Origin of the sequence: Tepidibacter mesophilus (assembly GCF_002724055.1) — a bacterium.
In the GTDB taxonomy this organism is placed as follows: domain Bacteria; phylum Bacillota; class Clostridia; order Peptostreptococcales; family Peptostreptococcaceae; genus Tepidibacter_A; species Tepidibacter_A mesophilus.
The window spans coordinates 70354-97261 of record NZ_BDQY01000004.1 but is presented as its reverse complement, the minus strand read 5'-3'; the positions used below and the strand labels follow the sequence as shown (position 1 = coordinate 97261).

General features: G+C 29.1%; 26 protein-coding genes, 1 riboswitch and 2 other annotated features. Of the genes, 19 read left to right on the top strand and 7 right to left on the bottom strand.

From position 1 onward, the window contains the following. Positions 1–133: 133 nt before the first annotated feature. From Tmeso_RS04525 to Tmeso_RS04455, 15 genes are all read left to right on the top strand, one after another. Positions 134–1168, top strand: coding sequence for a BMP family ABC transporter substrate-binding protein (locus tag Tmeso_RS04525; protein WP_187296230.1), 1035 nt, complete (start codon positions 134–136; stop codon positions 1166–1168). 290 nt (positions 1169–1458) lie between these two features. Continuing rightward, positions 1459–2961: an ABC transporter ATP-binding protein gene (locus Tmeso_RS04520; protein ID WP_099188859.1), complete on the top strand. Its 1503-nt coding sequence runs from the start codon at positions 1459–1461 to the stop codon at positions 2959–2961. Next, complete coding sequence (locus Tmeso_RS04515; RefSeq protein ID WP_099188723.1) at positions 2951–4015, top strand: ABC transporter permease; 1065 nt, start codon at positions 2951–2953, stop codon at positions 4013–4015. The genes Tmeso_RS04520 and Tmeso_RS04515 overlap by 11 nt, the downstream gene beginning before the upstream one ends. Next, on the top strand, positions 4008–4949 hold the full coding sequence (locus Tmeso_RS04510) for an ABC transporter permease (protein WP_099188721.1): 942 nt from the start codon (positions 4008–4010) through the stop codon (positions 4947–4949). Before Tmeso_RS04515 ends, Tmeso_RS04510 begins: the two co-directional genes overlap by 8 nt. Positions 4950–5031: 82 nt before the next feature. Next, complete coding sequence (locus Tmeso_RS04505; protein WP_099188719.1) at positions 5032–5793, top strand: DUF6873 family GME fold protein; 762 nt, start codon at positions 5032–5034, stop codon at positions 5791–5793. A 5-nt stretch (positions 5794–5798) separates the two neighbouring features. Beyond that, entirely contained in the window at positions 5799–6581 is a 783-nt protein-coding gene (ytxC, locus tag Tmeso_RS04500) for a putative sporulation protein YtxC (RefSeq protein WP_099188717.1), read from the top strand. A gap of 131 nt (positions 6582–6712) precedes the next feature. Continuing rightward, positions 6713–8419, top strand: coding sequence for a [Fe-Fe] hydrogenase large subunit C-terminal domain-containing protein (locus Tmeso_RS04495; protein WP_099188715.1), 1707 nt, complete (start codon positions 6713–6715; stop codon positions 8417–8419). Next, positions 8415–9590, top strand: a complete 1176-nt coding sequence (locus Tmeso_RS04490; RefSeq protein WP_099188713.1) for a SpoIIE family protein phosphatase — start codon at positions 8415–8417, stop codon at positions 9588–9590. Before Tmeso_RS04495 ends, Tmeso_RS04490 begins: the two co-directional genes overlap by 5 nt. Before the next feature lie 11 nt (positions 9591–9601). Then, positions 9602–10207 (top strand): DUF445 domain-containing protein, encoded by a 606-nt coding sequence (locus tag Tmeso_RS04485; protein WP_099188711.1) that lies wholly within the window; start codon positions 9602–9604, stop codon positions 10205–10207. A gap of 55 nt (positions 10208–10262) precedes the next feature. Further along, positions 10263–10475: a binding site (T-box leader), on the top strand. A 67-nt stretch (positions 10476–10542) separates the two neighbouring features. After that, on the top strand, positions 10543–12456 hold the full coding sequence (gene thrS / locus Tmeso_RS04480; RefSeq protein ID WP_099188709.1) for a threonine--tRNA ligase: 1914 nt from the start codon (positions 10543–10545) through the stop codon (positions 12454–12456). A 167-nt stretch (positions 12457–12623) separates the two neighbouring features. After that, a complete protein-coding gene (locus tag Tmeso_RS04475; RefSeq protein ID WP_099188707.1) occupies positions 12624–13946 on the top strand; it encodes a sensor histidine kinase in 1323 nt (440 codons plus the stop codon). A 14-nt stretch (positions 13947–13960) separates the two neighbouring features. After that, a complete protein-coding gene (locus Tmeso_RS04470) occupies positions 13961–14590 on the top strand; it encodes an accessory gene regulator ArgB-like protein (RefSeq protein WP_099188705.1) in 630 nt (209 codons plus the stop codon). After that, the gene (locus Tmeso_RS04465; protein WP_099188702.1) at positions 14587–14718 is read left to right on the top strand and encodes an AgrD family cyclic lactone autoinducer peptide; all 132 of its coding nucleotides are present in this window, start codon (positions 14587–14589) and stop codon (positions 14716–14718) included. The genes Tmeso_RS04470 and Tmeso_RS04465 overlap by 4 nt, the downstream gene beginning before the upstream one ends. Before the next feature lie 64 nt (positions 14719–14782). Beyond that, positions 14783–15526, top strand: coding sequence for a LytR/AlgR family response regulator transcription factor (locus tag Tmeso_RS04460; protein WP_099188700.1), 744 nt, complete (start codon positions 14783–14785; stop codon positions 15524–15526). Positions 15527–15951: 425 nt separating this feature from the next. Continuing rightward, a complete protein-coding gene (locus Tmeso_RS04455) occupies positions 15952–17889 on the top strand; it encodes a M4 family metallopeptidase (protein ID WP_099188698.1) in 1938 nt (645 codons plus the stop codon). A 38-nt stretch (positions 17890–17927) separates the two neighbouring features. On the opposite strand, the gene Tmeso_RS04450 is transcribed toward Tmeso_RS04455, so the two are convergent. Then, positions 17928–19322: an ATP-dependent metallopeptidase FtsH/Yme1/Tma family protein gene (locus Tmeso_RS04450; RefSeq protein WP_408646049.1), complete on the bottom strand. Its 1395-nt coding sequence runs from the start codon at positions 19320–19322 to the stop codon at positions 17928–17930. Between the two features lie 268 nt (positions 19323–19590). Continuing rightward, positions 19591–19716: a sequence feature (ribosomal protein L20 leader region), on the top strand. Between the two features lie 47 nt (positions 19717–19763). On the opposite strand from Tmeso_RS04450, the gene infC reads away from it, so the two are divergent. From infC to rplT, 3 genes are read left to right on the top strand one after another with little or no spacing between them, the layout of a single operon-like run. Further along, a complete protein-coding gene (infC, locus tag Tmeso_RS04445; protein ID WP_187296229.1) occupies positions 19764–20291 on the top strand; it encodes a translation initiation factor IF-3 in 528 nt (175 codons plus the stop codon). A gap of 26 nt (positions 20292–20317) precedes the next feature. After that, complete coding sequence (rpmI, locus tag Tmeso_RS04440; RefSeq protein ID WP_099188692.1) at positions 20318–20515, top strand: 50S ribosomal protein L35; 198 nt, start codon at positions 20318–20320, stop codon at positions 20513–20515. Between the two features lie 31 nt (positions 20516–20546). After that, a complete protein-coding gene (rplT, locus tag Tmeso_RS04435) occupies positions 20547–20903 on the top strand; it encodes a 50S ribosomal protein L20 (protein ID WP_099188689.1) in 357 nt (118 codons plus the stop codon). Between the two features lie 154 nt (positions 20904–21057). Here the strand turns inward: rplT and Tmeso_RS04430 are convergent, their stop codons facing one another. Genes Tmeso_RS04430 through thiS form a run of 6 tightly spaced genes read right to left on the bottom strand, consistent with a single transcriptional unit; the run spans position 21058 to position 25878 of the window. After that, on the bottom strand, positions 21058–21639 hold the full coding sequence (locus Tmeso_RS04430; RefSeq protein WP_099188687.1) for a thiamine phosphate synthase: 582 nt from the start codon (positions 21637–21639) through the stop codon (positions 21058–21060). Then, entirely contained in the window at positions 21617–22954 is a 1338-nt protein-coding gene (gene thiC, locus Tmeso_RS04425; protein ID WP_099188685.1) for a phosphomethylpyrimidine synthase ThiC, read from the bottom strand. The genes Tmeso_RS04430 and thiC overlap by 23 nt, the downstream gene beginning before the upstream one ends. A 28-nt stretch (positions 22955–22982) precedes the next feature. Further along, positions 22983–24086: a 2-iminoacetate synthase ThiH gene (gene thiH, locus Tmeso_RS04420; RefSeq protein WP_099188683.1), complete on the bottom strand. Its 1104-nt coding sequence runs from the start codon at positions 24084–24086 to the stop codon at positions 22983–22985. 2 nt (positions 24087–24088) lie between these two features. After that, complete coding sequence (locus Tmeso_RS04415; RefSeq protein WP_099188681.1) at positions 24089–24862, bottom strand: thiazole synthase; 774 nt, start codon at positions 24860–24862, stop codon at positions 24089–24091. A 12-nt stretch (positions 24863–24874) separates the two neighbouring features. Continuing rightward, the gene (thiF, locus tag Tmeso_RS04410; protein WP_099188679.1) at positions 24875–25681 is read right to left on the bottom strand and encodes a sulfur carrier protein ThiS adenylyltransferase ThiF; all 807 of its coding nucleotides are present in this window, start codon (positions 25679–25681) and stop codon (positions 24875–24877) included. Between the two features lie 2 nt (positions 25682–25683). Continuing rightward, positions 25684–25878, bottom strand: a complete 195-nt coding sequence (gene thiS, locus Tmeso_RS04405) for a sulfur carrier protein ThiS (RefSeq protein WP_099188677.1) — start codon at positions 25876–25878, stop codon at positions 25684–25686. Positions 25879–25957: 79 nt separating this feature from the next. Continuing rightward, positions 25958–26065: riboswitch (TPP riboswitch) on the bottom strand. A gap of 138 nt (positions 26066–26203) precedes the next feature. Between thiS and uppS the strand changes: the two genes are divergently transcribed. Then, entirely contained in the window at positions 26204–26851 is a 648-nt protein-coding gene (gene uppS, locus Tmeso_RS04400; protein WP_099188675.1) for a polyprenyl diphosphate synthase, read from the top strand. Positions 26852–26908 lie beyond the last annotated feature (57 nt).

Here is a 26908-nt window from a genome sequence, read left to right as displayed (position 1 = left end):
TTTTTCTGAAATTTAAAGGGTTTTAAAAATAAATATAGAATAAATAATATTCATGAAATATTTACTTGATATTGCATGAAATAATATATTAAAATAATAATCAAATCAAATGAGGAGGTTTCTTTTTATGGCAATGAAAAAAAAATTAATTTCTCTTGCATTAACTGCAACATTACTTGGAACTATGGTAGTTGGTTGTTCTAAGCCTGCAGAAGAAAATGCTGGAGGAACTGAAGGTACAAAAGAAGTTAAAATAGGTATGGTAACAGATACAGGTGGAGTTAATGATCAATCGTTTAACCAATCTGCATGGGAAGGGCTTCAAAAAGCTGAAGCTGATTTTGGAATAAAAACTACTTACCAAGAATCAAAGCAAGATGCAGATTATGTACCGAATATAGAAAACTTGATAGATCAGGAAAACGATTTAATTTGGGGAATCGGATTCAAAATGGCAGATGCTATTAAGGGTGCTGCTGAAAATTACCCAGATCAAAAATTTGCTATAATAGACAATTCTTATGGAGATGAAACTCCTGAGAATGTAATCGGAGTTACTTTTAAAGAAGAGCAATGCTCTTATTTAGTTGGTTTAATAGCAGGAAAAATGACTAAGACTAACAAAGTAGGATATATAGGTGGAATCGAAGTTCCAGTTATCCAAAAATTTGAATATGGATTTAGAGCTGGAGTTAAAGAAGCTAATCCAGATGCAGAAGTATTTGTTCAATATGCGAACTCATTCAGTGATCCAGCAAAAGGTAAAGCTATAGCTAAGCAAATGTACTCAAATGGAGCTGATATATTATACCATGCAGCTGGAGATACAGGAACTGGTATGATAGAAGCAGCTAAAGAAGAAGGAAAATACGCAATTGGTGTTGATAGAGACCAAAATTCTCTAGCTCCTGATAATGTTATAACTTCAGCAATGAAGAGAGTTGACAATGCATTATACGATGTAAGTAAAAAGCTAACAGATGGAACTTTCGAAGGTGGAACAACTGTAACTTATGGTTTAGCAGAAGGTGGAGTTGATATAGCGCCAACTACTGATAAGCATGTTCCAGCAGAGATATTAACATACGTTAATGAAGAAAAGAAAAAGATAATCGATGGAGAAATAGTAGTTCCTTCAAATAAAGAAGAATTTGATGCTATGAAATAAAAATATTAATAAATATTAAAGCCCAGATATAATTCTGGGTTTTAATTTTTATTTGAGTAAATAGGAAATTAAGGAAGTTTACTTTAAAAATTTTTAAATAAAGATTTTCTTATTATAAAATAATAAGAAAATCTTTATTTAAAAATAAATTTTAAAAATAATCGAAATTTATTGTTATATTCAAATAAATTTAGTATAATTATAATGTCGAAAGCAAAAAATGATATAAGGAGGGATGAAAGTTGGATAATACAAAGAAAAATGTAGATTTTGATAAAAAAGTTGTACAGATGAAATCTATAACTAAAAAATTTGGAAGCTTTACAGCTAATGACAATATAAACTTAACTGTCCATAAAGGAGAAGTACATGCGCTTCTTGGAGAAAATGGAGCAGGTAAATCTACACTTATGAATATATTATATGGTCTGTATCAACCGACTTCAGGAGAAATATATATAAATGAAAAAAAGGTAGAGATAGATAATCCAAATATAGCAATAGAAAATGGAATAGGAATGGTACATCAACATTTTATGTTAATACCACCATTTACAGTTGCGGAAAACATTATCCTAGGAATGGAACCGACTAGTTCGTTAGGAAAAATTGATATGCAAAAAGCAATTAATGATGTGAAAAAAATATCTGAAAAATATGGTCTTTATGTTGACCCAATGTCTAAGGTAGAAGATATTACCGTGGGTATGCAGCAAAGGGTGGAGATATTAAAGGCATTATATAGAGGAGCAGAAATTCTTATATTAGATGAACCTACGGCAGTTTTAACTCCTCAAGAAATAAAAGAATTAATAAATATTATGAGAAATTTAACTGAACAAGGAAAATCTATAATTATAATAACCCATAAATTAAAAGAGATAAAAGAAGCGGCAGATTTTTGTACTATAATAAGAAGAGGTAAGTATATAGATACTGTTGATGTTGAAAAAACGACTGAAGATGATCTTGCAGCTATGATGGTTGGAAGAGAGGTAAATTTTAAAGTTGATAAAAAAGAACAGAACCTAGGGGACGTAGTTTTTAAAGTTGAAGATTTAGTAGCAAAAGACAATAGAGGGTTGGATGTTTTAAATAAACTGTCTTTAGAAGTTAGAAGAGGAGAAATATTAGGAATAGCTGGAATTGATGGAAATGGGCAATCTGAGCTTGTTGAAGTGCTTACAGGACTTAGAAAGGCTGAAAGTGGAATCGTTTTCATAAACAATAAAGATATAACTAATAAGACTCCAAGAGAAATGTTTGAAAATGGGCTTTACAATATACCTGAGGATAGACAAAAAAGAGGTTTAGTTCTTGATTTTACGATTGCAGAGAATATGGTTCTTGAAAATTATGCAAAACCTCAGTTTTCTAAAGGATTTAGATTATTAGAAGATAATATAAAAAGTTTTGCTAAAGATTTAATAGCTAAATTCGATGTAAGACCAGCAGATGAAACATTAAAAGCAAGAGGATTATCTGGAGGTAACCAACAAAAGATAATTATCGCTAGAGAAGTAACTAATGATCCGGATTTATTAATAGCAACTCAACCTACAAGAGGACTTGATGTTGGAGCGATAGAATTTGTTCATAAATCGTTAGTAGAACAAAGAGATAAAGGAAAAGGAGTACTTTTAGTATCTTTAGAATTAGATGAGGTTATGAGTGTATCCGATAGAATAGCTGTAATTTACGAAGGAAAGATAGTTGGTATCGTAGACTCTAAAGATGCTGATGAGAATACTCTGGGTCTTATGATGGCAGGAGGTACTGAAGATGAAAAATAAAAAAATAATTAATGATACACTTTTATATACTATAATATCTATATTTCTAGGATTGTTAGTTGGAGCTATTGTTCTTAGTGTATCTGGATTCAGTCCTATACAAGGATATGCCGAGATGATTAAAGGTATATTTGCAAAGCCTAAGTATTTAGCTTGGACGGTAATAAAGTCAACACCTTTAATTCTTACGGGATTATCTGTTGCATTTGCATTTAGAACAGGATTATTCAATATAGGGGCTGAAGGACAGTTTATAGTTGGAGCATTAACTGCAACTTTTGTAGGATATTTTGTACATTTACCAGCAATTATTCATGTACCATTAACACTTTTAAGTGGATGCTTAGCGGGAGCTATATGGGGAGGAATTGCAGGAATATTAAAGTCTAAATTTGGAGTTAATGAGGTTATATCTACTATAATGCTCAATTGGATAGCATTTTATTTTTCGAACTATGTTATAATGCTAGAAGGATTTAGAAAGCCAAATACAGAGGCATCTTTTGATATACAAGATACTGCAGCTATAGATATAACATGGCTTAAATCTTTAGTTGGACCGGCAACAAAGGTTAACTGGGGAATAATAGTTGCTTTAATATTAGTAGCTATAATAGCATATTTATTATATAAAACTGTATTAGGATTTGAATTAAGAGCGGTTGGATTTAACAAGTATGCAGCTGAGTATGCGGGAATAAATATAAACAGATCTATGATAATATCAATGGCTATAGCAGGACTTTTAGCAGGTGCAGCAGGAGCTATGCATGTTATGGGAGTATCTCATAAGATAACTATACTTGCAGCACAAGAAGGATACGGGTTTGACGGAATCGCAGTTGCACTAATAGGAAATAATACTCCTATAGGAGCAGTATTTGGAGGAGTTTTATTTGGAGCCCTTAAATATGGTGGAGGTAAGATGCAAAATATTGGAGCACCAACTGAGGTCATAAATATAGTTATAGGATCTATAATTTACTTTATTGCAGCAAGTAGAATGGTAAAAATAATAATAGATAAGATGAGGGGAGGAAAAGCAAATGTTTAGTAAAAATTTAGCCATGATACTTAGTACAACCCTTATGTATTCAACTCCACTTATATTTACTTCTTTAGGAGGACTTTTTTCTGAAAATGCTGGGGTTGTAAATATAGGACTTGAAGGAATGATGACTATAGGAGCCTTTGCAGGAGCAGCTGCTGCTGTAATGACAGGGAATCCATGGATTGCATTTTTAGTAGCAGGTATAGCAGGTGGTATATTTGCGCTTTTACATGCAATAGCTACAATAAAGTTTAATGCAGATCATGTAGTTTCAGGTATAGCAATAAACTTTTTAGCGCCCGGTTTTGCGCTGTTTTTATGTAGGAGATTATTCGATGGATCAACTATGACTCCGCCTATGAAGTTAACACAGAAAATGCCAAGACCTTTGAATGGGATATTTCCTAAGGAAAGTTTTATGGACATAGTATTTAACACATATGCTACTGTATATATAGCTTTTGCTTTAGTTTTACTTACTTGGTTTATACTTTACAAAACTAAGCTTGGTCTTAGAATAAGAGCTGTTGGAGAGCATCCAAAAGCTGCCGATACATTAGGAATCAATGTATATAAAATAAAATATTTAAGTGTAATACTGTCTGGTGTTCTTGCTGGATTTGGTGGAGCATCAATGAGTTTAGCTATAGTTTCAACATTTAGACCTACATTGATCTCAGGTCAAGGTTATATAGCTCTTGCAGCTGTTATATTTGGTAAGTGGAAGCCACAAGGAGCTATGCTTGCATCGTTATTATTCGGTGCATCTACAGGACTTGTTGTATTCTTGGGAAATCCAAGTGTAGGATTTAATGTATCAGAAAACTTATTATCTATGGTACCGTACCTAATAACTTTAATCGTATTAATATTATTCGTTGGACAAGGAAATGGGCCAGCAGCTAATGGACAACCATATGAAAAAGGTGAAAGATAATAATATATAAAGGTAATAAAATATAAAAAAAGGCGATTTTATCGCCTTTTTTTATATTGAAAAGAATATGAAGGGGTGAATTATGAAATTTTTAGATAAACCATTTACACCAAAAGAAAAAGTAAGTCATATAATAATAGATGCTAGAATACCTAAAAATATAGAATATGAATTAAAAAATAGAAATATAGAAATAATAAAGACATGCAGATGTGAAGAATTGTATGAGGCAGTTAGGTATCATGCAGATATGCAAGTATGTTATTTAGGTAAAGGCGATATAGTAGTAGCTCCAAACTTATATGAACAATATGAAAAAATATTGAGTGGATATGGATTTAATATAATTAAAGGAAACAAGTATATTAAAAACAAATATCCTTATAATATAAGTTATAATGTAGTCTTATTTGGAGAATATGCAATACATAATTTTCAATACACAGATGAAAATATAATTGAATATATAAATAACAACAATATAAAAAAAATAAATGTTAAACAAGGATATTGTAAATGCTGTGTATGTATTGTAGATGAAAATTCCATAATAACATCTGACGCAGGTATATATAAAGCGGTTTTAAAATATAATGAAATAGATTGCTTATTAATAGAAACAGGAAGCATAGATTTGTTTGATATGAATTATGGTTTTATTGGAGGTGTTAGTGGTATTTTATCTTGCGATGAATTAGCGTTTTTAGGCGATATAAAAAAACATCCAGATTACAATAAAATAAACGAATTTGTGAATAAACGAGGTAAAAGCATAATATCTTTGGGAATGAATAAACTTATAGATCTAGGTTCTATAATTCCTGTTATGACTAGAAAGGAGTGACTTTTATGGAACACATATATTTAGGAATAAGTAATGATTATAAAGAATTGGCAAATATGATCAAATTAAATAAGAATGTAAATCAACTAAATGGGATAATTGAAATAGATATACCTGTTTCTGAAGATAAACAACAAACAAAATTATTGATATGCTCGCAATTAACCAACTTTATTATAAATACAGTTAAAAATAAAATTTTGAAAGAAGTTGTAAATACAAGTTATAGAAATACATATCTATCGGAAATTGATAATATATATAAATGCTCTTTAAACTTGTTTAATAATAGAGAAAAAGAGATAAAACAGATTTTATTCAATAGGATGTACACTTATCTTTCGGATAATGATTATTTAAATATAAATGGATTTATAAAGTTCAGATTGAGAGATTTTATGGATTATATAATAGAACTAAAAGATAGAGGATTTGAAGAATATTTAATTGAAAAAGATTATAATGAATTTATAAATTTATTGAAATATTTTGTTGATGTACAAGAAGAGAAAATAGATGTTTTGAAGTTGTATATAGAAAAAGATGGGACATTTAAATTATATGATAAGCATGATAAAAACTTAGAGGAAAACTATATAGAAGATATATTTAATATAGCGTTAAAAGAAAACATGAATGAAGAAGACTTTTTAATAAGTTCATTAATAACACTATGCCCCAAGCAAATATATATTCAAGATAATTTAGAAAATAATGTATCAAAAGAAATTATAGAAACTATAAATGCTATATTTGAAGGAAGAGTTACAATTGGATATAGAGCTTAATGCTCTATTTTTTTTGTGTTTAATTGACATTATACGCTTATGAATATAAACTAATCTTAGAGTTTATAAGTAAGAAACTACGATAATATTAACATGAATTGTATTGATAAAAAAGTTTTGGAGATGATCTAATGAATGATATATTAAATTTTTCAAATGTGAACTGTAGGAATTGCTATAAGTGTATAAGAGAATGTCCTGTTAAAGCTATAAAAATAGAAAACGACAAGGCATATATTGTAGAGGAATTATGTATTGGCTGTGGAAAATGTTTTAAAGCATGTCCTCAAGACTCAAAAAAAATGATGTCTGATTTAGGTCAAGTTAAAGAGTACATAAAACTCGGATATAAAGTCGTAGCAACTGTAGCACCATCTACGGTATCAGATTTAGAAAGTATGAATTATAAAAAATTTGTAGGAGCTCTTAAAAAAATAGGGTTTTATAAAGTGGAAGAAACTATAGTGGGTGCAAAAATTGTGACTGAAAAATATGAAAAATACATAAAAAATAACAAGCAAAAACTATATATATCATCTTGTTGTCCAACTATAAATTATTTAATAACTAAATATCATGAATCGGTAATTAAATATTTAATACCTGTAGACTCTCCTATGATAGCTCATGGAAAATATTTAAAAAGAATATATGGAGAAGATATAAAGGTAGTTTTTATAGGACCGTGCATATCTAAAAAATATGAATCATTGGATGCTGATAGTGTTGGAGTAATAGATAAGGTTATAAGTATACAAGAATGCATAAGCTTAATAAATGATATAGATATAAAAAATGTAGAAGAAAATGAATTCGATAATAAGCCTTTAGGTGATATATCTTTGTTCCCTGTGGAAGAAGGTATGAATTTTAACATGGGGGATATAACTAAAATAAAAGTTTCAGGAATGAATAATGTTAAAAATTTGATTAAAAGTATAGAAAATAATGAACTTAACAATATGTTTATAGAACTTAATGCATGTATAGGATCATGTGTAGGTGGAGTGGGATTCAAACATGATCGGGGTATACATTATAGAAAAAACAAGGTTAAAGAATACACTAAGAGTAGACCTTTAGATAAAGAGTACTTGAATAAAATAATAAGTATATTTGAGAATTTGAATTTAGAAAAAGACTTTAAGTATTATGGTATAAAATTTGATACTCCAACTGAATATGAAATAAGAGAAATATTAGTTTCTATAGGGAAAAAGACTGTTAAAGATGAATTGAATTGTGGTGCTTGTGGATATGATACTTGTAAAGATAAGGCTATAGCTGTGTATAGAAACTTAGCTCAAAGACATATGTGTATGGGTTATATGAAGGATAGAGTGGAAGCTGTAAGTAATGTTATATTTGAAGCTACACCGAATTACATAGTAATAGTAGGTCATGATTTTAGAATAATAGATATAAATAGTGCAATGGCTAGTATTATAAAAAAAACAAGAGATGAATTAATTGGAGAATATATAGGGGACTATATAGATATTAAGAATTTTATAGATGTTTTATACAATAAGGATGATGTTATATCTAAAAAAGTAAAGTGGGAAGAGTATAATAAGGATGTTAATGCTAGTATAATTTCTTTAAATGAGCATAGAGCATTACTGGGTATATATATAGATATAACAAAAGAAGAAAATCAGAGAAAAACAATAAAAGAGGTTAAGTTGAATACTATAAATACAGCGCAAGATGTAATAAATAAGCAGATGAGGGTAGCCCAAGAAATAGCTTCTTTGATGGGAGAAACGACTGCAGAAACTAAGGTTATATTGACTAAATTAAAGGAATTGGCTATGAAGGGAGAGGAAGAAGATTAAACAATATTTTTTAGATATAGCATATCTAAGCTTAAATAAAGATAAAGAAGAGTTATGTGGAGATAAAGTTGAAATAGAAAAATTTGATGAAGGCTGTATAGCAGTATTATCAGACGGATTAGGATCTGGAGTTAAAGCAAATATATTAGCTACACTGACATCTAAAATAGCTGTTACTATGATGAAAAATGGGTTGAGCATAGAAGAAGTTGTAGATACAATAATAAATACCTTGCCCACTTGTAAGGTCAGACAGTTGGCATACTCTACTTTTACTATAATATATATATCTAATGTGGGAGAGTGCTATATAGCTAGATTTGATAATCCAGAGGTACTTATAAAGAGAAATGGGAATGTTGATATAATTGAAGGTAAAGAGGTTATAATATCAGGTAGAAGAGTCAGAGAGTCTAAGTTTAATTTAAAAAAAGATGATATAATAGTTTCTTTTAGTGATGGAGTATTGAATGCTGGAAGTGGAAAAGTTTTAAATTTAGGATGGGACTTGAAAAGTGTATCTGAATATATTAAAATGACTCCATCTAACATATCTTCTATGAGTTTGATTAAAAAAATAATAGGAATATGTGATGATCTATATCTTCAAAAACCAGGCGATGATACTACTGTACTTTCGATAAAAATAATAGAGAATAAACATGTAACCTTGTTTACAGGACCACCAATCAATGTAGGGGACGATAAAATAATAGTTCAAAGGCTTATTAAAAGTAACGGTAAAAAAATAGTTTGTGGAGGAAGTGCAGCTAAAATAGTCTCGAGAGAGTTAAATACTGATTTTGAGATGGATATGAAGAATATAAAAGGAGATATACCACCTGTTGGGTATATAAAAAATATTGATTTAGTTACTGAAGGTGTGTTAACCTTAAAAAAAGTACTCGAGGTACTTGTTGATTATAAAAAGAATAAATATCATATAGATGATATTTTTAAAGATGATAAAGATCAGAATGCAGCATATAAAATACTTAAAATATTGATTGATGAATGCACTCACATTGATTTTTTACTTGGAAGAAGTGTTAACTCAGCTTATGAAAATTTTGGTTTTCCTGAGGATTTGGCAACTAAAATTCAGATTGTAGAAAAGATAAAAGAAAAATTAATAGAACTGGGTAAAGAAGCTAATGTATTTTATTACTAAGGAGGAAACAAATGACAATTATGATGAAGATACTATTTTTAGGAGCTATAGGAGCGATTATAGGTTGGGTTACTAATATACTTGCTATAAAATTGATATTTAGACCTATAAGACCTGTGAATATACCTATTATAAACTTAAAAATAGAGGGACTTATACCAAAAAGAAGAAAAGAAATAGCAAAATCTATAGGAGATGTAGTAGAACAAGAACTTATATCTGTAGAAGATATAATAACTAATATGATAAAAGACGAAGACAAGGATAATCTTATGAAAGCTTTAAAACTTAAGGTTGATGAGATTATAGAACAAAAGCTTCCACCTTTTATACCTGTATCGTTTAAGGGTATGATAAAAGAATATTTGGATAAAATAATTCAAGAAGAAATAGGACAAGTAATAGGAGATTTAAGTGGATATTTAGTTCATAAATCAGCAAAGAGAATAAAAATAGGAAAAATGGTAGAAGATAAAATAAATGAGTTTGATTTAGAAAAATTAGAAGAGATAATAATAAATATAGCAAAGAAAGAATTAAAGCATATAGAAGTTCTTGGGCTTATATTAGGATTTTTTATAGGAATACTACAAGGTATAATTGTAATTAATTTTTAAAAAAATATTGACAATTCATTTTATGAGATATATAATCATATAAAATCAAATTAATGATAAAGCGATGAACAAGGAAAAGTAAATTATACCCAGTTTAAAGAGAAGAAGTGTCACCGGCTGAGAGCATTTCTAAATATGGATAATTGAAAACTACCTTAGAGTTGAATTGACTAGTCTTTAGATGAAAAATTCAGGATGATTACCTTATAATCTTCAAGAGGGCTTTTGCCAACTTGGGTGGAACCGCGAGATTATACTCGTCCCATATTCTATGGGACGAGTTTTTTTATTTATAAAGAAATTAAAATACTAATAAATACAGGAGGGTGAATATAATGGGTAAAGTAAAGATTACTTTAAAAGATGGATCAGTAAAAGAATTTGATAAAGGAATATCTATATTAGATATAGCAAAGTCAATAAGTGAAGGACTTGCAAGAAGCATAGTTGCAGGAGAAGTAAATGGAGACGTTGTTGGAGTTAATTATAAATTAGAGGAAGATTCAGAAATTAACTTATTAAAATTTGATGATGCTGAGGGTAAAGAAGTATTCAGACATACAAGCGCACATATACTAGCTCAAGCTATAAAAAGATTATACCCTGAAGCAAAACTTGCTATAGGACCAGCTATAGACAATGGATTCTATTATGATATAGATTTAGAAGAAAGATTAACTAATGAGCATTTAGAAAAACTACAGGCTGAAATGAAGAAAATAGTTAAAGAAGACTTAGCTATAGAAGGTTTTGAACTTTCAAAAGAAGAAGCAATAAAATTGATGAAGGAAAAAAATGAAGATTATAAAATTGAATTAATAGAAGATCTTCCAGAAGGAGAAATATTATCTTTTTATAAGCAAGGAGATTTTGTAGACTTATGTAGAGGACCTCATCTTCCTACTACTAAAAAAGTTAAATCTATAAAATTATTAAGTGTAGCCGGTGCTTACTGGCGTGGAGATGAAAAGAATAAAATGCTTCAAAGAATATATGGTACTTCATTTGAAAAAAATAAAGATTTAGATGCTTACTTAACAATGCTTGAGGAAGCTAAAAAGAGAGATCATAGAAAATTAGGTAAAGAATTAGGATTATTCGTAATTCCGGATGAAGGACCAGGATTCCCATTGTTCTTACCAAGAGGAATGGAACTTAAAAATAAATTATTAGAATACTGGAGAGAAATTCATAGAAAGGATGGATATGTTGAAATAGAAACTCCTATTATATTGAACAGAGAACTATGGGAGACTTCAGGACACTGGTACCACTATAAAGAGAATATGTATACAGTTCAAATTGATGAATCAGATTTTGCTATAAAGCCTATGAACTGCCCAGGAGGAATGCTTGCATATAAGACTCAAATGCATTCATATAAAGATTTTCCAATGCGTGTTGGAGAACTAGGAAGAGTTCATAGACATGAATTGTCTGGAGCACTACATGGACTTATGAGAGTTAGAGCGTTTACTCAAGATGATGCACATATATTTATGTTACCTGAGCAAATAAAAGATGAAATAAAGGGTGTTGCTAATCTAATAGATGGTATATATAAGACTTTTGGATTTAAATATCATGTAGAATTATCTACAAGACCAGAGGATTCTATTGGAACTAATGAAGAGTGGGAAATAGCTGAAAATGGATTAAGAGAAGCTTTAGAAGAATTAGGACTTGATTATAAATTAAATGAAGGTGATGGAGCATTTTACGGACCTAAGATAGATTTCCATTTACAAGATTGTATAGGAAGAACATGGCAATGTGGTACTATACAACTAGATATGCAGTTACCTCAAAGATTTGACTTGAATTATATAGGAAAAGATGGAGAAAAGCATAGACCTGTTATGATACACAGAGTTGCATTTGGAAGTATAGAAAGATTTATAGGAATATTAATAGAGCACTTTGCAGGTAAGTTCCCATTATGGTTAGCTCCTGTTCAAGTTAAGGTACTTCCTATATCTGATAAATATATGGACTATGCAAATCAAGTAAAAGAAATTTTATTTGATAAGGGAATTAGAATAGAGATAGACAATAGAGCAGAAAAAATAGGATACAAAATTAGAGAAGCGCAACTTGAGAAAGTGCCATACATGTTAATTGTAGGAGAAAAGGAGCAAGAAAATAATGAAATATCTGTTCGTTCAAGAGATAAAGGAGAAGTAGGATCTATATCTGTTGATGAATTTATAGAAAGTATATTGAAAGAACAAAAAGAAAGAACTATATAGTTTATAAAAAAATACCGGCTCACATGAGTCGGTATTTTTTTATGGATTTGATTGAATAAAAATAGAAATACAAGTAATAAAAATTGATAATTTACAATGTAATACAAAAATATCCATTTTTATGTTATAATTTATATAAAATTCTATATATTTGAAATGGTGGTAAAATGGGACATGTAACTTGGGTGACTATAATTTTAGCTAGTATACCAGAGGCATTTTTTATATTATTAATAGCAGTAACATCTATAGGCTATAAAGTGGATTTTAAGAAAATATTTTTAATGTCTGTTATAGAAGGTATATTTTTTTATATTTATATGAATTATTTGTTATTACCTGTGGATATACATTCATGGATAGTAACACTTATTTTGATATTATTAATACATTTTTTCTTTAAAATAGATTTTAAGAGTTGTTTTATAGGAGTTACTTTTTCTACTATGATTTCATTTTTAATTCAATATTTAAATCTAATATATATATATATATTGAATTTGAAATACAATAATTTATTAGAAAATGAAACCTTACGTATATTATTTTTTTATCCATCTTTAATTTTATTGGGAATAATAGCTTTTATAATATATAAAAAGAATATAGTATTTTATAAATTCTATATAAAAAAAGAAAATATGGATTATATTATAGATAATAAAGCTATATCTACTATGTTTCTGATATTGAATTTTATAATGATAGTAGTATTCGATATGTATGTGAAAATATTTGGAAATGATATTTTTAGTCTAAAAGAAAAAATAAATTTAATAATAGTAGCTTGTTTATTTCTAATGTTGTTTTTAGTATTAATGATGATATTTAGATTTGTAGATAAAAATATAAAAAATCAGTATGAAACTATTCTAATAGAAAAAAGTTTAGAAGATATGAAAAAAAATATAAATATTTTAAAAAAACAAAGGCATGATTATTTAAGACATATGCAGATTATATCATCTTTGTTGGATGATAGTAAATTTGAGAGTGCCAAAAATTATATAGATAATTTAACAGATTATATAAATAGCGAAGCTGTATATATAGATACAGGAAATATATTTTTGAATGCAGTTATAAGTCTTAAAGATGAGCAATCAAAGCATAAGCAGATAGAATTTAGAACTAACATAAAGGCTAGAATGGGGAAATTAAAAATTCCTAATTTTGAAATTTGTAATATAGTATCTAATGTTATAGATAATGCATTTGATGCTCTTGATGAAATTGAACAAAACAACAAATATGTGGAATTAACTGTATACGGAGATGATTTATGTTATATAGTTAAAATAAAGAATAATGGAAAGAAAATAGGATTTATAGATAGAATATTCGAAGAAGGATTTAGTACTAAGAAAGGTACGGATAGAGGTTTTGGTCTTTATATAGTAAGACAAACTCTTGAAAAATATAAGTCTAGTATATTTGTAGAAAGTGATGAGAATATAACTGAATTTAGTATTGTTATACCTAAATATTAATGGAGTGATGAAATTTGGTTGGAAATATATCTAATAAAATATCTTTTTATTTTCAAAATCAATTAAATCTTGATGAAGAAGATAGGGAAGTAATAGAATATGGATCATTTGTAGTTATAGGTGGTTTTTTTAAAGTGATGATGTTAATAATTTTAGGGGTATTATTTGGGGTTTTGAAGTATGCACTCATAATAGCTACTACATTTGCTTTATTTAGAACATTTTCAGGAGGAGTTCATGCTAATACATATAAGGGATGTATGATTCTAACGATGACTTTATTTATAGGATCATCTATGTTTATTAAAATATTTGAAAATAATATTAATTATAGTGTGTTAATGTTATTTATCGCTTTTATAATAATATATAGTATTTATTCTATTGTTAGATTTGTACCTAAAGATACACCAAATAGAGTTATAAGTGATTCAAATGAAAAGAAAAAGTTTAAAAAAATAACGTCATATTTATTTATAATATATACATGCTCGATGTTAGCTTGCTTATATTATAAGGTAGAATATACTTTTGTTCTAGCTGGATTCATAGGGATTTTCATGCAAATGGTATTATTACATCCTATATCATATAGGGTTGTTAATAGATTTGATAACATTATAAAAAGGGGGATTTTGAAATGAAAAATTTAAAGAGAATGGCGTTGGTTTCAACAAAAAAATATTTAGATAAGGTTGCTCAAAACACATGCAATGCAGCTAGCACACGTGCTTTATACCAACCAAAAACACCAAAAAAATTACAAAAATAATATAAAACCTGTACATTTTAAATGTACAGGTTTTATATTCTAAAAATGAAATGGAGATGTTAATGTGGGAATTAATGTTCTTGTATGTGATGATGATAAAATAGTAAGAAATCATATTGTGAAAGTTGCAAGTAAACTTAAAAATATAGAGTTTATAAAAACAGCTGAAAATGGATTGCAAGCTATTCAAGGTATAAAAAAAAGTGGATTTGATATTCTTATAATTGATATAGATATGCCATATAAAAATGGAATAGAAGCAGCCAAAGATATATTTAAGATAAATCCGGATGTATATATAATATTTGTTACAGGATTTAGAGAATATGCACTTGATGCATTTGATGTTTATTCTTTCGATTATATACTTAAGCCATTTAATGAAAAAAGACTTACAGCGACTTTGGAAAAGGCTGTAAGTGAAATAAATCTAAAGAAAAATGCTAGGGAAAGTTATAACAATGAAGAGAAATTTATATTTAAAAAGGACAGAGATAGATATATTGTTAATTTAAACGATATATATATGTTTGAAAAAAATGGAAGATTAACAAGGATATATACTTCTGAAATACAAGAAGATTTTTATGAATCTTTTTATGATATTGAAAAAAGATTGTCTTCTAATTTTTTTAGATCACACAAATCATTTATAGTAAATATAGACAAAGTGAATAAAATATTACCATATAACAAAACATCATTTGAAGTTTCTTTTAAAGAATGTGAATTAAAATCATTATTAAGCAAAAAAAATGAAATAAAGTTTTTAAATGAATTATATTTACATAAAAAAAAGGTTATATAAATAAGCTATCTCAAAATAGAAAGTAATTTCTAGAGCGAGATAGCTCTTTTTCATTCTACAAGTATATAATTTATAGCATTAAGTAAGTTAAAGTCGCAACCATTTTGAGTAACGGAGCCAGTAGACATGTTGTATATATAAGCTATGCGTTAGCATAAAAAGCGAAATTTTTATTTGAAATATAAATGTGGTTAGTAAATAGATTAAAAAAAACAAATATTAAGAAAATTGCATAAAAATATATTTTTATGATATGCATGTACACTTTTTATGACTGGAAAAGAACCCTATGAGCTTATATTGGAATTTGTAAAAAAGGAATTACTGATGTAGTATATAAAAAAAACAAAGTATAAGGAGGTTATGAGTTTAACTGTGGTTATTGCATAAAAAATTATTAAAAATTTGAAATGGAGGTATTATTAATGAAAAGAAAAATAACTTCAATTGCGTTATCGACAGTGATGACTGGCTCTATGTTATTTACGCCTGTAGCTAGTGCTCAGTATACGACTCCTAATAAGATAGTTGTAAATGAAAATATCCAAATACAATCTACAGAAGAAGAAAATTTAGCTGACGAGGTTAAAGAAGAAGTAAAAATTATAAAAGAAGAAGTGAAACAAGAAGAAGCAATTAAAGAAGAAGTGAAACAAGAGGAAGTAATTAAAGAAGAAGTGAAACAAGAAGAAGCAATTAAAGAAGAAGTGAAACAAGAGGAAGTAATTAAAGAAGAAGTAAAGCAAGAAGAAGCAATTAAAGAAGAAGTGAAACAGGAGGAAACAGTTAAAGAAGAAGAAGTAAAGCAAGAAGAAGTAATTAAAGAAGAAATACAAATAAAAGCTAAATTAAAAGAAAAAAGTGGATTAGAATTTATTGAAGTCAAAAACTCTGGTAAAAAAACTAAAAATATTGATGGAGTTGTAGAGTTCTTTGAAGAAAATAAAGAAACTTTTAAAATAGATAATCCTAAAGATGAATTTGAGTTGATAAATAAAAATACTGATAAATTAGGAAATACTCATATCAAATTACAGCAGTTATATAAAGGGAATCCTATTTATGGAAAAGAATACATAGTACATTTTAATAAAGAAGGCTCTATATATGCTATTAATGGAAAGATAGATAATGAGATATATAATAAGGTTCCAAGAAGAACTAAAAGATCTTTAGGAATAGATAAATCCATGGCTATAGAGGCTGCTAAAGCAGAAGTTGAGGCAAAAAAATTAATAAATGAAGCAGAAGTTAGCGAGTATCTATATGATTTAGACGGAAGATATATTCCTGTTTATGAGGTTAGATTAATAGTTGCAGAACCAGAACTTGCAGATTGGAAAGTTTTTGTTAATAAAGCAACTGGAGAAGTTGTAGAAAAAAATAACAGATTAGCTACAGCTGCTGTAAAAGGAACGGGTATAGGAGTACTAGGAGATGTAAAAGACATAAATCTTAACTATAGTCAAGGTAATTATGAAATGAAAGATGCTGTGAGTTCAGGCACAAATATAGTAACTTATGATGCAACGAAAGTTCCTACTCAATGGGGAGATTACTGGGCATCACGATATTTACCAGGTGATTTAATGATAGATAGAGATAACAAATTTGATGCAGAAAATCAAAAGGCAGCTGTAGATGCACATAAATATGCAAGTGACGTGTATCACTATTATAAAGATAATTTTAATAGAAACAGTATAGATAACAATGGAATGGATATAATATCTTCAGTTCATTATGGTAAAAAATACTCTAATGCAGCTTGGGTTGGAACTCAAATGATTTACGGAGATGGAGATGGAGTGCAGGCAGCAGCGTTATCAGGATCTTTAGATGTAGTAGGACATGAAATAACTCATGGTGTTACAGAACGTACAGCTAATCTAGAATATAAGGATCAATCAGGTGCTTTAAATGAATCATTCTCAGATGTATTTGGAGCTTTAATAGAATTTGAATATCAGCCAGAAAAAGCAGATTATTTATTAGGCGAAGATATATGGACACCTAATAATCCTAATGATGCATTAAGAGATATGGCTGATCCAGGAGGGGATAAAGCTTATAGACCACAACCGGCGCATATGAATGACTACTTAAATACTACTCAAGATCATGGTGGAGTTCATACTAACTCAGGTATACCTAATAAGGCAGCATATAATGTTATGCAAAGTATAGGACATGATAAGACTGGACAAATATATTATCATGCACTTACTAACTATTTAGTAAAAACATCTAATTTCCATGATGCAAAACTTGCATTGGTGCAATCAGCAAAAGACTTATATGGAGATGAAAGTAGTGAATCAAGATCTGTATCAGATGCATTTGATTCTGTAGGAATATATTAAGATATAATTTCCCATTAATTATAAAAAGAGTCTATACATTATGTATAGACTCTTTTTATAATATCTTTTAGTTCGTCATGCGTTAAAGTCTCATTTTCGTAAAGGTGGTTAGATACTAGGTGAAGTTCATCTAAATGTTTTTTTAATATGTCAAGTGTTTGATCATAACATTCTTTAATTATAGAATTCGATTCATTTTGAATTTTATTTATCATTAAATTTTTGTAATTTCCTTCTATTGTAATAGAACCTAATGAACTCATTCCATACTCACAAATCATTTGATCTGTAATAGAACTTACCTTCTTCAAATCATCTTTAGCCCCTGTTGATGTGTGATTAAATATCAATTGTTCAGAAGCTTTTCCTGCAAGGAGAATTTTAATTTTGTTTAGAAGTTCCTCTTTTGTGTGTATGAACCTATCTTCATCTGGAAGTTGAAGTACATAACCTAAAGCTTGACCTCTAGGAACAATAGATACCTTTTGAATAGGATTTTTCCCAATTAGGTTGCTTATAAGAGCATGTCCAGCTTCATGATAAGATACTATTTTCTTTTCTCTTTCTACTAATTTACTATTCTTACTTTCCAGTCCAGCAAGAATTCTTTCGATTGCATTATCAAAATGTTGCTTATTTATAGTGGATTTATTTTCTCTTACAGCCATTATAGCAGCTTCATTTGCTATATTGGATAAATGAGCCCCACTAAGGCCATGCGTTTTTTTTGCGAGTTCTTCAAGATTTACTGATTCATCTAATGGTTTATTTTTTGTATGAACTTTTAGAATTTGATGTCGTGTATGGCAATTTGGGTTTCCTATATATATATGTCTGTCAAATCTTCCTGGTCTTAGTAAAGCTTCATCTAATAGATCTAACCTGTTTGTTGCACCTATGATTATCACATTTGAGTCTTTGTTAAATCCATCCATTTCAACTAGAAGTTGATTTAAAGTTTGATCTTTTTCGTTATTACTTTCTAGATGTCTTTTTGCTCCTATCGCATCTATTTCATCTATAAATATGATGCTTGGAGATTCTTTTCTAGCTTTTTCAAAAAGAGTTCTTACTCTTTTTGCACCAACACCTACATATTTTTCTACGAATTCTGAGCCTGTTGTATTAAAAAAAGCTGAATTAGTTTCACCAGCAACAGAGGCTGCGAGTAATGTTTTACCTGTTCCTGGAGGTCCGTTGAATAAAACACCTTTTGGAATAGTAGCACCCATTTGCTTATATTTTTCTGGGTTTTTTATAAAATCTACTAATTCAAATAGCTCTTCTTTTACTTCCTCAAGACCAGCGACATCTTTAAACGTAGTTTTTGGTTTTGAAAAACTTCCATCATCTTTGCCAGTATCTTTTTCCATTTTGCTGTGATTAAAAGCGAATACCGGCATGTTAAATTTTTTAAATATTTCTTTAATCATGCTCATAATGCAACACCTCTAAATGTTAGGTTATTTTGTAGTTATTTTTAGTTTCTCCTAAAAGTGTAAGATTATTATTTGTTATTTTTACCATTACTAATAAGAAGAATTTAATTATAGAACTTTAAGATAATTCATTTTAATATTTATAATGTAGAGAAAATTATCTTTCATAATATATTATTGATATTTATCATTCATAGTATACAATAAAAAAATCAAAAAAAATGTTGACATATTAAACCTGAAATGATAATATAGTTTATGTTAAATAAAGAAGAAGTTATCCACTTCTCACCTTGCTCTTATGTTGTAGGGTTAATAACTAGATTTTAAATCTTGGTTATATTGAGTATAAACGGATAGCTTGTGCTATGCGTTTTTTTTATTTTAATATAATATAGATAAAATTTTATTTGATATAAATTTTATGATTTTAATATTATTTGGAGGTGTCTAACTATTAAAGAACTACCAATTAATGAAGAGATAAGAGATAAAGAAGTAAGACTTCTTTCTCAAACAGGCGAGCAATTAGGAATTGTTTCAGCTAGAGAAGCACAAATAATGGCTAATGAAGCAAATGTGGATTTGGTTAAAATATCACCAAACGCAAATCCACCAGTGTGCAAGATCATGGATTATGGTAAGTTTAAATACGAGCAGTCTAGAAAAGAAAAAGAATCAAAGAAAAAGCAAAAAACAGTAAGTTTAAAAGAAGTCAGATTAAGACCGTCTATAGAAGAGAATGACTTGAATACTAAAGCTAAGCAAGCTATTAAGTTCTTATCAAAAGGTGATAAGGTTAAAGTAGAACTTAGATTTAGGGGAAGAGAACTTGGGCATAAGGATGCTGGATTAGCGGTTGTTAACAAATTTATAGATATTGTTAAAGAGGTTGGAACTCCAATGAATCGCCCTAAATTTGAAGGGAATAGATTGGTTGTAACATTAGATCCTAAAAAATAATTATACTTTGAGAGGAGGAAATTAGCATGCCAAAAATGAAAACTCACAGAGGAGCAGCTAAGAGATTCAAAGCTACAGGAAAAGGTAAATTAAAGAGAGCTAAAGCTTACAAGAGCCACATATTAACTAAGAAAAGTGCTAAAACTAAGATGAATCTTAGAAAAGCAGGATTAGTAAGTGATGGGGATCAAAAGAGAATAGCAAGATTATTACCGTACTTATAAAATAAATACTTAAACAAAGGAGGTCGTAAAAATGGCAAGAGTAAAAAAAGCAGTTAACGCGCGTAAAAAACATAAGAAAATATTAAAGCTTGCAAAAGGATACAGAGGATCTAGAAGTAGATTATTTAGACCGGCTAATGCATTTGTAATGAAAGCATTAAAGCATGCTTATGTAGGAAGAAAGCTTAAGAAAAGAGATTTCAGAAAGCTTTGGATTCAAAGAATAAATGCAGGAACTAGAATGCATGGATTATCTTACTCTAAATTCATAAATGGATTAAAAGTAGCTAATATTAACATAAACAGAAAAATGTTATCTGAAATGGCTATAAATGATGCAGAAGGTTTCAAGCAATTAGTTGAAACTGCTAAGCAAAACTTAAAATAATAAAACAAAAACCTTAGATTTTATCTAAGGTTTTTTTATAATTGAGTAGGAAGTTATATTTATATCTAAATTATGGTAAGTATGATTTTCGTTATGGGTTTCAAAAAAGTCTACCTTTAGAATTGATAAAGGTAGACTTTTTTATTGCTTTTAGTTATTGTTTTAAATTATTAATAGTATTATAAATATTATCAGATTTCATTATCAAAGACATTACCGCAGCTCCATTTGAGCCACATTCATATAGATTTTTTATATTATTTTTGTTGATTCCACCTATACAGATTATAGGAATTTGAATATTTTGTTTTAATTTCTTTATAAACTCTACACCTTTGGGCTTAAGCCCCTTTTTACAATCTGTAGGGAATATATGTCCTGCTATTATGTAATCAGCTCCTAGATGTTGAGCTTGAATTGCCTCTTCTACACTATGTATAGAGACTCCTATTATTCCATTGAATTTAGGTAGATTGTTTTTAATACAGTTGAAACCTATATGAAAGCCATAGCAATTTAAATGTCTAGCGACATCTAAATTACCATTGATTATAAGTGGAACGTTCTTCTTATCTGTTATTATTTTGATTTTTTTAGCCATTATATATAGTGAGTCATAATCTAAATCTTTTTCTCTAAGTATTACAGAATCAACTCCTGCATTTACAGATTCTTCAACTACTCTGTATATATCACCATCAGGTATTAATTTTCTATTGGTTACAAGATGTAACATGCTCATTATCATCCCTTAATATATTTATATCTTTTCCTTCTAGTATCTTGTTCATATTTCTCATTGAACACATTTTTCCACACATTGTACAGCTATCTTCGTGTTTTGGCATTGATTCTGCTCTAAATTTTCTTGCTTTATCTTCATCTATGCAAAGTTCAAACATTTTTTCCCAATCCAAGCTTTGTCTAGCTTTACTCATTTGGTAATCCCAATCTTTTGCTCCTTTAATACCTTTTGCGATATCTGCTGAATGAGCTGCAATTCTTGTTGCTATTATACCTTCCTTCATATCATCTAGAGTAGGTAGTCTTAAGTGTTCTGCTGGTGTTACATAACATAAAAAGTCAGCACCACAACTTGCAGCGATAGCTCCTCCTATAGCACTTGTTATATGATCATATCCAGGTGCTATATCAGTTACAATAGGACCTAGAACATAAAAAGGAGCGCCGTGACATAGTTTTTTCTGAAGAATCATATTAGCTTTTATATCATTAATAGGCATATGGCCAGGTCCTTCGATTATAACTTGAACATTTCTTGCCCATGCTCTTTTTGTAAGCTCTCCTAAAACAATAAGCTCTTCAATTTGAGACGCATCAGTAGAATCGTTTATAGAACCAGGACGACAAGCATCACCAAGACTTAAAGTGACATCATATTCTTCACAAATATCTAAAAGTCTATCATAATGTTCATAGAATGGATTTTCTTTATTATTGAGCTCCATCCATGCAAATAACAAAGAGCCACCTCTTGAAACTATATTAGTAAGACGTTCGTTTTTTTTGAAAGTATCGCAAGTTACCTTGGTAAGACCAGCATGAATAGTTACAAAATCTACACCGTCTTTTGCATGTTTTTCAACAACATCTAAAAACTCTTCAGCTTTTATATCCTTAAGCTCTCTATCATAAAAGCCAACAGCATCATACATTGGAACCGTTCCTATCATTGCAGGTGATATCTCAACAACTTTTTTTCTGAATTCTTCTGTTTTACCAAAAGAACTAAGATCCATTATAGCTTCGGCTTTAAGTTCAATTGCTTTTTTTACTTTCTCTATTTCAGGCTCTATATTTGGACAGTCTTTTGAAATACCTAAATTTACATTGATTTTAGTTCTAAGACCTTCGCCTACACCTTCTGGACTTAAAGATTTATGATTTTTATTGGCAGGAATAGCAACTTTACCATTAGCTACTAAATCTCTAAGTAGATTAACATCCATATTTTCCTTTTGTGAAACTATTTCCATTTCTTTAGTTATAATTCCTTTTCTTGCAGCATCCATTTGAGTTGTATAATTCATATTAAAAACCTCCCGTTATATTGTTTTGCTATATATGTACCCAATCTTTAAAAATTGGCTGGTATCCTTTTCTTACAAGAGACTTTGCAATCTCTGAAACGGTTCTTGTGTCTGATATTTCGAATTGACTAGAACTTTTATTAGATTGAGAATGTCCACCAACCTCAGTACAAACTCCTGCTGACATCTTAGTAATACCAAGAGGAATAAGATTTTCTCTGAAATCTTTATTTTCTCTAGTTGAAATATTTATACCAGAATATGGCATAAATAATTTGAGAGCTAACATTATTTGAACTAAGTTTTTGTCACTTACATCATGTATATCTATAGGGCTTCCTATATATGGTCTTATTCTAGGAAGAGAGAAACTAATTTCTACATCTAAATATTTACTTTGAAGATAATATCCGTGAAGACCTGTTAAGAAAGCTTCTATTCTAAAATCATAAAGGCCAAGCAAAGCACCTATATTTACAGATCTCATTTTAGATATACATCCTCTCTCTGGAGCATCAAGTCTGAATTTATAGTTTTTTTTAGGACCAGATATATGAACCTTGTCATAAATATCTTCATTATATACTTCTTGATATATAGTAAGAGAATCTACACCTACAGATATAAGTTCTTTATATTCATCTTCTTCAAGAGGATAAATCTCAATGCATATAGAATCAAAGTAATTCTTAAGTACTTGAACACAGTCTTTAATATATGAAATAGGAGTTTTTGATTTAGACTCTCCAGTTAAAATCAATATATGCTTAAGTCCTGTTTTAGAAATGTTTTTAGCCTCTATTTCAACTTCCTCAAGAGTTAATTGTTTTCTACTTATATTATTTTCAACATTAAAGCTGCAATAAGCACATTTATTAGAACAATGATTAGCTAAATACATAGGTGTATATAAAACTATAGATTTTCCGAAATATTGAAGTGATAACTGATTGGATTTAGCTGCCATTTGTTCTATGTGTTTTTCAGCAATAGGAGATAATAATGTTAAAAAATCAAACTCATCTAGCCTGTCTTTATTTATTGTATTTAGTATGTCTTCATCAGTTATACTGCAAAAGAAATTATTAAAATCAAAGTTTTTGTACTTTAAGTATTCATCATAAAAACTCATTATTACTCATCTCCTTGTAAAAATCCTGTAAGGGGAGAAGAGGCACTAGCTATTTTTTTGACTGCTCCTAATTTTGCAAGGTATGCTTTTCTTCCAGCTATTACAGCATTACGAAAAGCATCCCCCATCATAATAGGATTGTTTGATGATGCTATAGCGGTGTTTACAAGAATTGCATCTGCACCCATTTCCATTGCATATGCTGCTTGAGAAGGTTTTCCAATGCCTGCATCAACAACTATAGGTATATCAATTTCATCTATTAAAATCTGTATCATTTCTTCAGTTCTAATACCTCTGTTAGTTCCTATAGGAGAACCAAGTGGCATTATAGCACTAGCACCGGCATCAACCATTCTCTTAGCATCCATTAAATCAGGATTCATATAAGGAAGAACTACAAATCCTTCTTTTGCTAATATATCTATAGTTTTAATAGTTTCATAATTATCTGGAAGGAGATATTTATTATCAGAAATAGCTTCGATTTTTATCCAATTACCACATCCAGTAGCTCTTGCAAGTCTTGCTATTCTAACTGCTTCTTCAGCATTTCTAGCACCAGAAGTATTGGGAAGCAAAATGCAATTTTTATTTATGTAATTTAATATATTTTCTTTTGGGGAATCTAAATTGACTCTTCTTAAAGCCATTGTTACAACTTGAGACTTAGAAGAATCTATAACCTTAGGTAATATATCATTTGAAGAATATTTACCTGTACCTATAAATAATCTACTATCTAACTGGGTTTCACCTATTTTTAATTTATCCATAATAAACCTCCCTTAAGTTTCTTCTTCATCTAGAATAAGTCTTAAAACCATATTAGCTTGGTGATTAGCTGCAATCCCAACTCTTGGAGCCATAAGCCCGCATCCTGGTTTTGATTCTGACTTATTATCGCCAACAATATATAAATTATTTTTTATCTTTTGAGTGGTTATTGAATTTGATGAAAAATATCCTGCTAATCCAGAAGCTGCTACTATCTTTTTATTTGGCATTTTGGAAAGAATAGTATTTACTAATGTGGCTTTTGACTCTGGATTATCAAATGCTTCAACTATTATTGGGGCACCTTCAAATAAATCCTTTATATTGTCTTTATCTATAAATAAATTCTTAGTATAAACATCTACAAATGGATTACACTGATAAATTATATCTTTTATAGCATCTGTTTTGTTCATTCCTATATGTTTTACAAAATACTGCTGTCTGTTTAAATTACTAGGTTCTACTACATCAAAATCGAATAAAAGTAATTTTCCAATACCTATTCTAGCGAGAGATACAGCTACATTTGATCCAAGACCACCAAGACCTGCTATTGCAACAGTAGATTTTTTAATTTTTTTATGAATATTAGGAGTATGCCTTGATACTAGAAGGTGTTCTAGTTCCTCTTCAGATGGTTGTTCTCCCTTTTTTATAAGTGTTATAGTGTCTGATTCATTAAGCTTTATATCTTTATTTATAATAAATCCATTTAATATAATTACATCAGCATTTTTTTTTATTGAATCTCTTACTTTATAAGCTGTTGTATTAGGTTTTATATTAAATTCTTTTTGATTCACATATATTTTCAATATTAACCACCTCCAACAAAATTGATTATTTCAACTTTATCGTTTTCATGAAGATTTGTACTATCATACTTATCTTTTGGTATTATATTTAAATTTACTTCAACTACAATGGTTTGTGGATTGAGATTAAGTTTTAATATAAGGTCTTTAACTGTTGTATTTTGATTTAAAGACATTTTTTTCCCGTTAACAATCATACTTACTCCTCCTTTCCATAGAAATAAAAAAGGTGCAAATCCAGAAAAAGGATTTGCACCTATATATTTACACATAAAAATATATACACATACACTTCCCTACGCTGGCATTATCCAGATCAGGTTAAGGGTTAAAGACTTATGGGTCTTAATCTCAGCTGGCCTACCAGCACCCCTAGCGAAAATTATTTAATTTAGGTTCATAATAACACATTAATAAATATTGTTCAACAATATTTATTAAAAAATTTAGAATTGGAAATGAAAGTATGAATTTACTAGATAAGGTAAATAATATATAAAAATAGGTTGGAGGAGGGTTCGTATGAGAATTCCAAAACATATAGGGGTAATACCTGATGGCAATAGAAGATGGGCTCAAAATAATGGTATGAGCAAAGAAATGGGGTATGATGAAGGTCTGAATCCTGGTCTTGAATTATTTAAAACTTGCAAAAAAATGGGAATAAAAGAACTGACATATTATGGGTTCACAGTCGATAATACAAAAAGGCCGTCTATTCAAACTAAAGCATTTACTAAAGCTTGTATAGATGCTGTGAAAATGCTTGAAAATGAAGATGCTTCTTTGTTGGTTGTAGGAAATCATAAATCACCTATGTTTCCAGAAGAGTTAAAAGAATATACTACAAGAAAAGATTTTGGAAAAGCAGATATGAAGGTGAATTTCTTAGTTAACTATGGATGGAATTGGGATCTTGGGAACCTCAAATTTGATGAGACTACAACTAGTAGGAATAAAATAATAGAAAATATACATTCAAAAGATATATCAAGGCTAGATCTTATAATAAGATGGGGAGGTAGAAGAAGGCTTAGTGGATTCTTACCAGTTCAATCAATATATGCAGACTTTTATGTAGTAGATGAATATTGGCCTGATTTCAAAGAACAACATGTACATGAAGCTTTGAATTGGTATGAAACTCAAGATGTAACTCTTGGAGGATGATAAATAGTGCGCAATTAAATTGTGCGCTATTTTTATTTTTTATATAAAAAGTAATAA

Coding starts and splice junctions, on each gene's coding strand:
- Tmeso_RS04520 (WP_099188859.1), top strand. CDS start 1,459: ATGAAATCTATAACTAAAAAATTTGGAAGCTTTACAGCTAATGACAAT.
- Tmeso_RS04430 (WP_099188687.1), bottom strand. CDS start 21,639: ATGTTACATCTTGTAACCAATAGAAAATTAATACCTGATGGTGATATA.
- Tmeso_RS04485 (WP_099188711.1), top strand. CDS start 9,602: ATGACAATTATGATGAAGATACTATTTTTAGGAGCTATAGGAGCGATT.
- Tmeso_RS04510 (WP_099188721.1), top strand. CDS start 4,008: ATGTTTAGTAAAAATTTAGCCATGATACTTAGTACAACCCTTATGTAT.
- Tmeso_RS04415 (WP_099188681.1), bottom strand. CDS start 24,862: ATGGATAAATTAAAAATAGGTGAAACCCAGTTAGATAGTAGATTATTT.
- Tmeso_RS04515 (WP_099188723.1), top strand. CDS start 2,951: ATGAAAAATAAAAAAATAATTAATGATACACTTTTATATACTATAATA.
- rpmI (WP_099188692.1), top strand. CDS start 20,318: ATGCCAAAAATGAAAACTCACAGAGGAGCAGCTAAGAGATTCAAAGCT.
- Tmeso_RS04465 (WP_099188702.1), top strand. CDS start 14,587: ATGAAAAATTTAAAGAGAATGGCGTTGGTTTCAACAAAAAAATATTTA.
- rplT (WP_099188689.1), top strand. CDS start 20,547: ATGGCAAGAGTAAAAAAAGCAGTTAACGCGCGTAAAAAACATAAGAAA.
- Tmeso_RS04505 (WP_099188719.1), top strand. CDS start 5,032: ATGAAATTTTTAGATAAACCATTTACACCAAAAGAAAAAGTAAGTCAT.
- thiH (WP_099188683.1), bottom strand. CDS start 24,086: ATGAGTTTTTATGATGAATACTTAAAGTACAAAAACTTTGATTTTAAT.
- Tmeso_RS04525 (WP_187296230.1), top strand. CDS start 134: ATGAAAAAAAAATTAATTTCTCTTGCATTAACTGCAACATTACTTGGA.
- uppS (WP_099188675.1), top strand. CDS start 26,204: ATGAGAATTCCAAAACATATAGGGGTAATACCTGATGGCAATAGAAGA.
- thiC (WP_099188685.1), bottom strand. CDS start 22,954: ATGAATTATACAACTCAAATGGATGCTGCAAGAAAAGGAATTATAACT.
- Tmeso_RS04495 (WP_099188715.1), top strand. CDS start 6,713: ATGAATGATATATTAAATTTTTCAAATGTGAACTGTAGGAATTGCTAT.
- Tmeso_RS04455 (WP_099188698.1), top strand. CDS start 15,952: ATGAAAAGAAAAATAACTTCAATTGCGTTATCGACAGTGATGACTGGC.
- ytxC (WP_099188717.1), top strand. CDS start 5,799: ATGGAACACATATATTTAGGAATAAGTAATGATTATAAAGAATTGGCA.
- thiS (WP_099188677.1), bottom strand. CDS start 25,878: ATGATTGTTAACGGGAAAAAAATGTCTTTAAATCAAAATACAACAGTT.
- thrS (WP_099188709.1), top strand. CDS start 10,543: ATGGGTAAAGTAAAGATTACTTTAAAAGATGGATCAGTAAAAGAATTT.
- Tmeso_RS04475 (WP_099188707.1), top strand. CDS start 12,624: ATGGGACATGTAACTTGGGTGACTATAATTTTAGCTAGTATACCAGAG.
- Tmeso_RS04450 (WP_408646049.1), bottom strand. CDS start 19,322: ATGATTAAAGAAATATTTAAAAAATTTAACATGCCGGTATTCGCTTTT.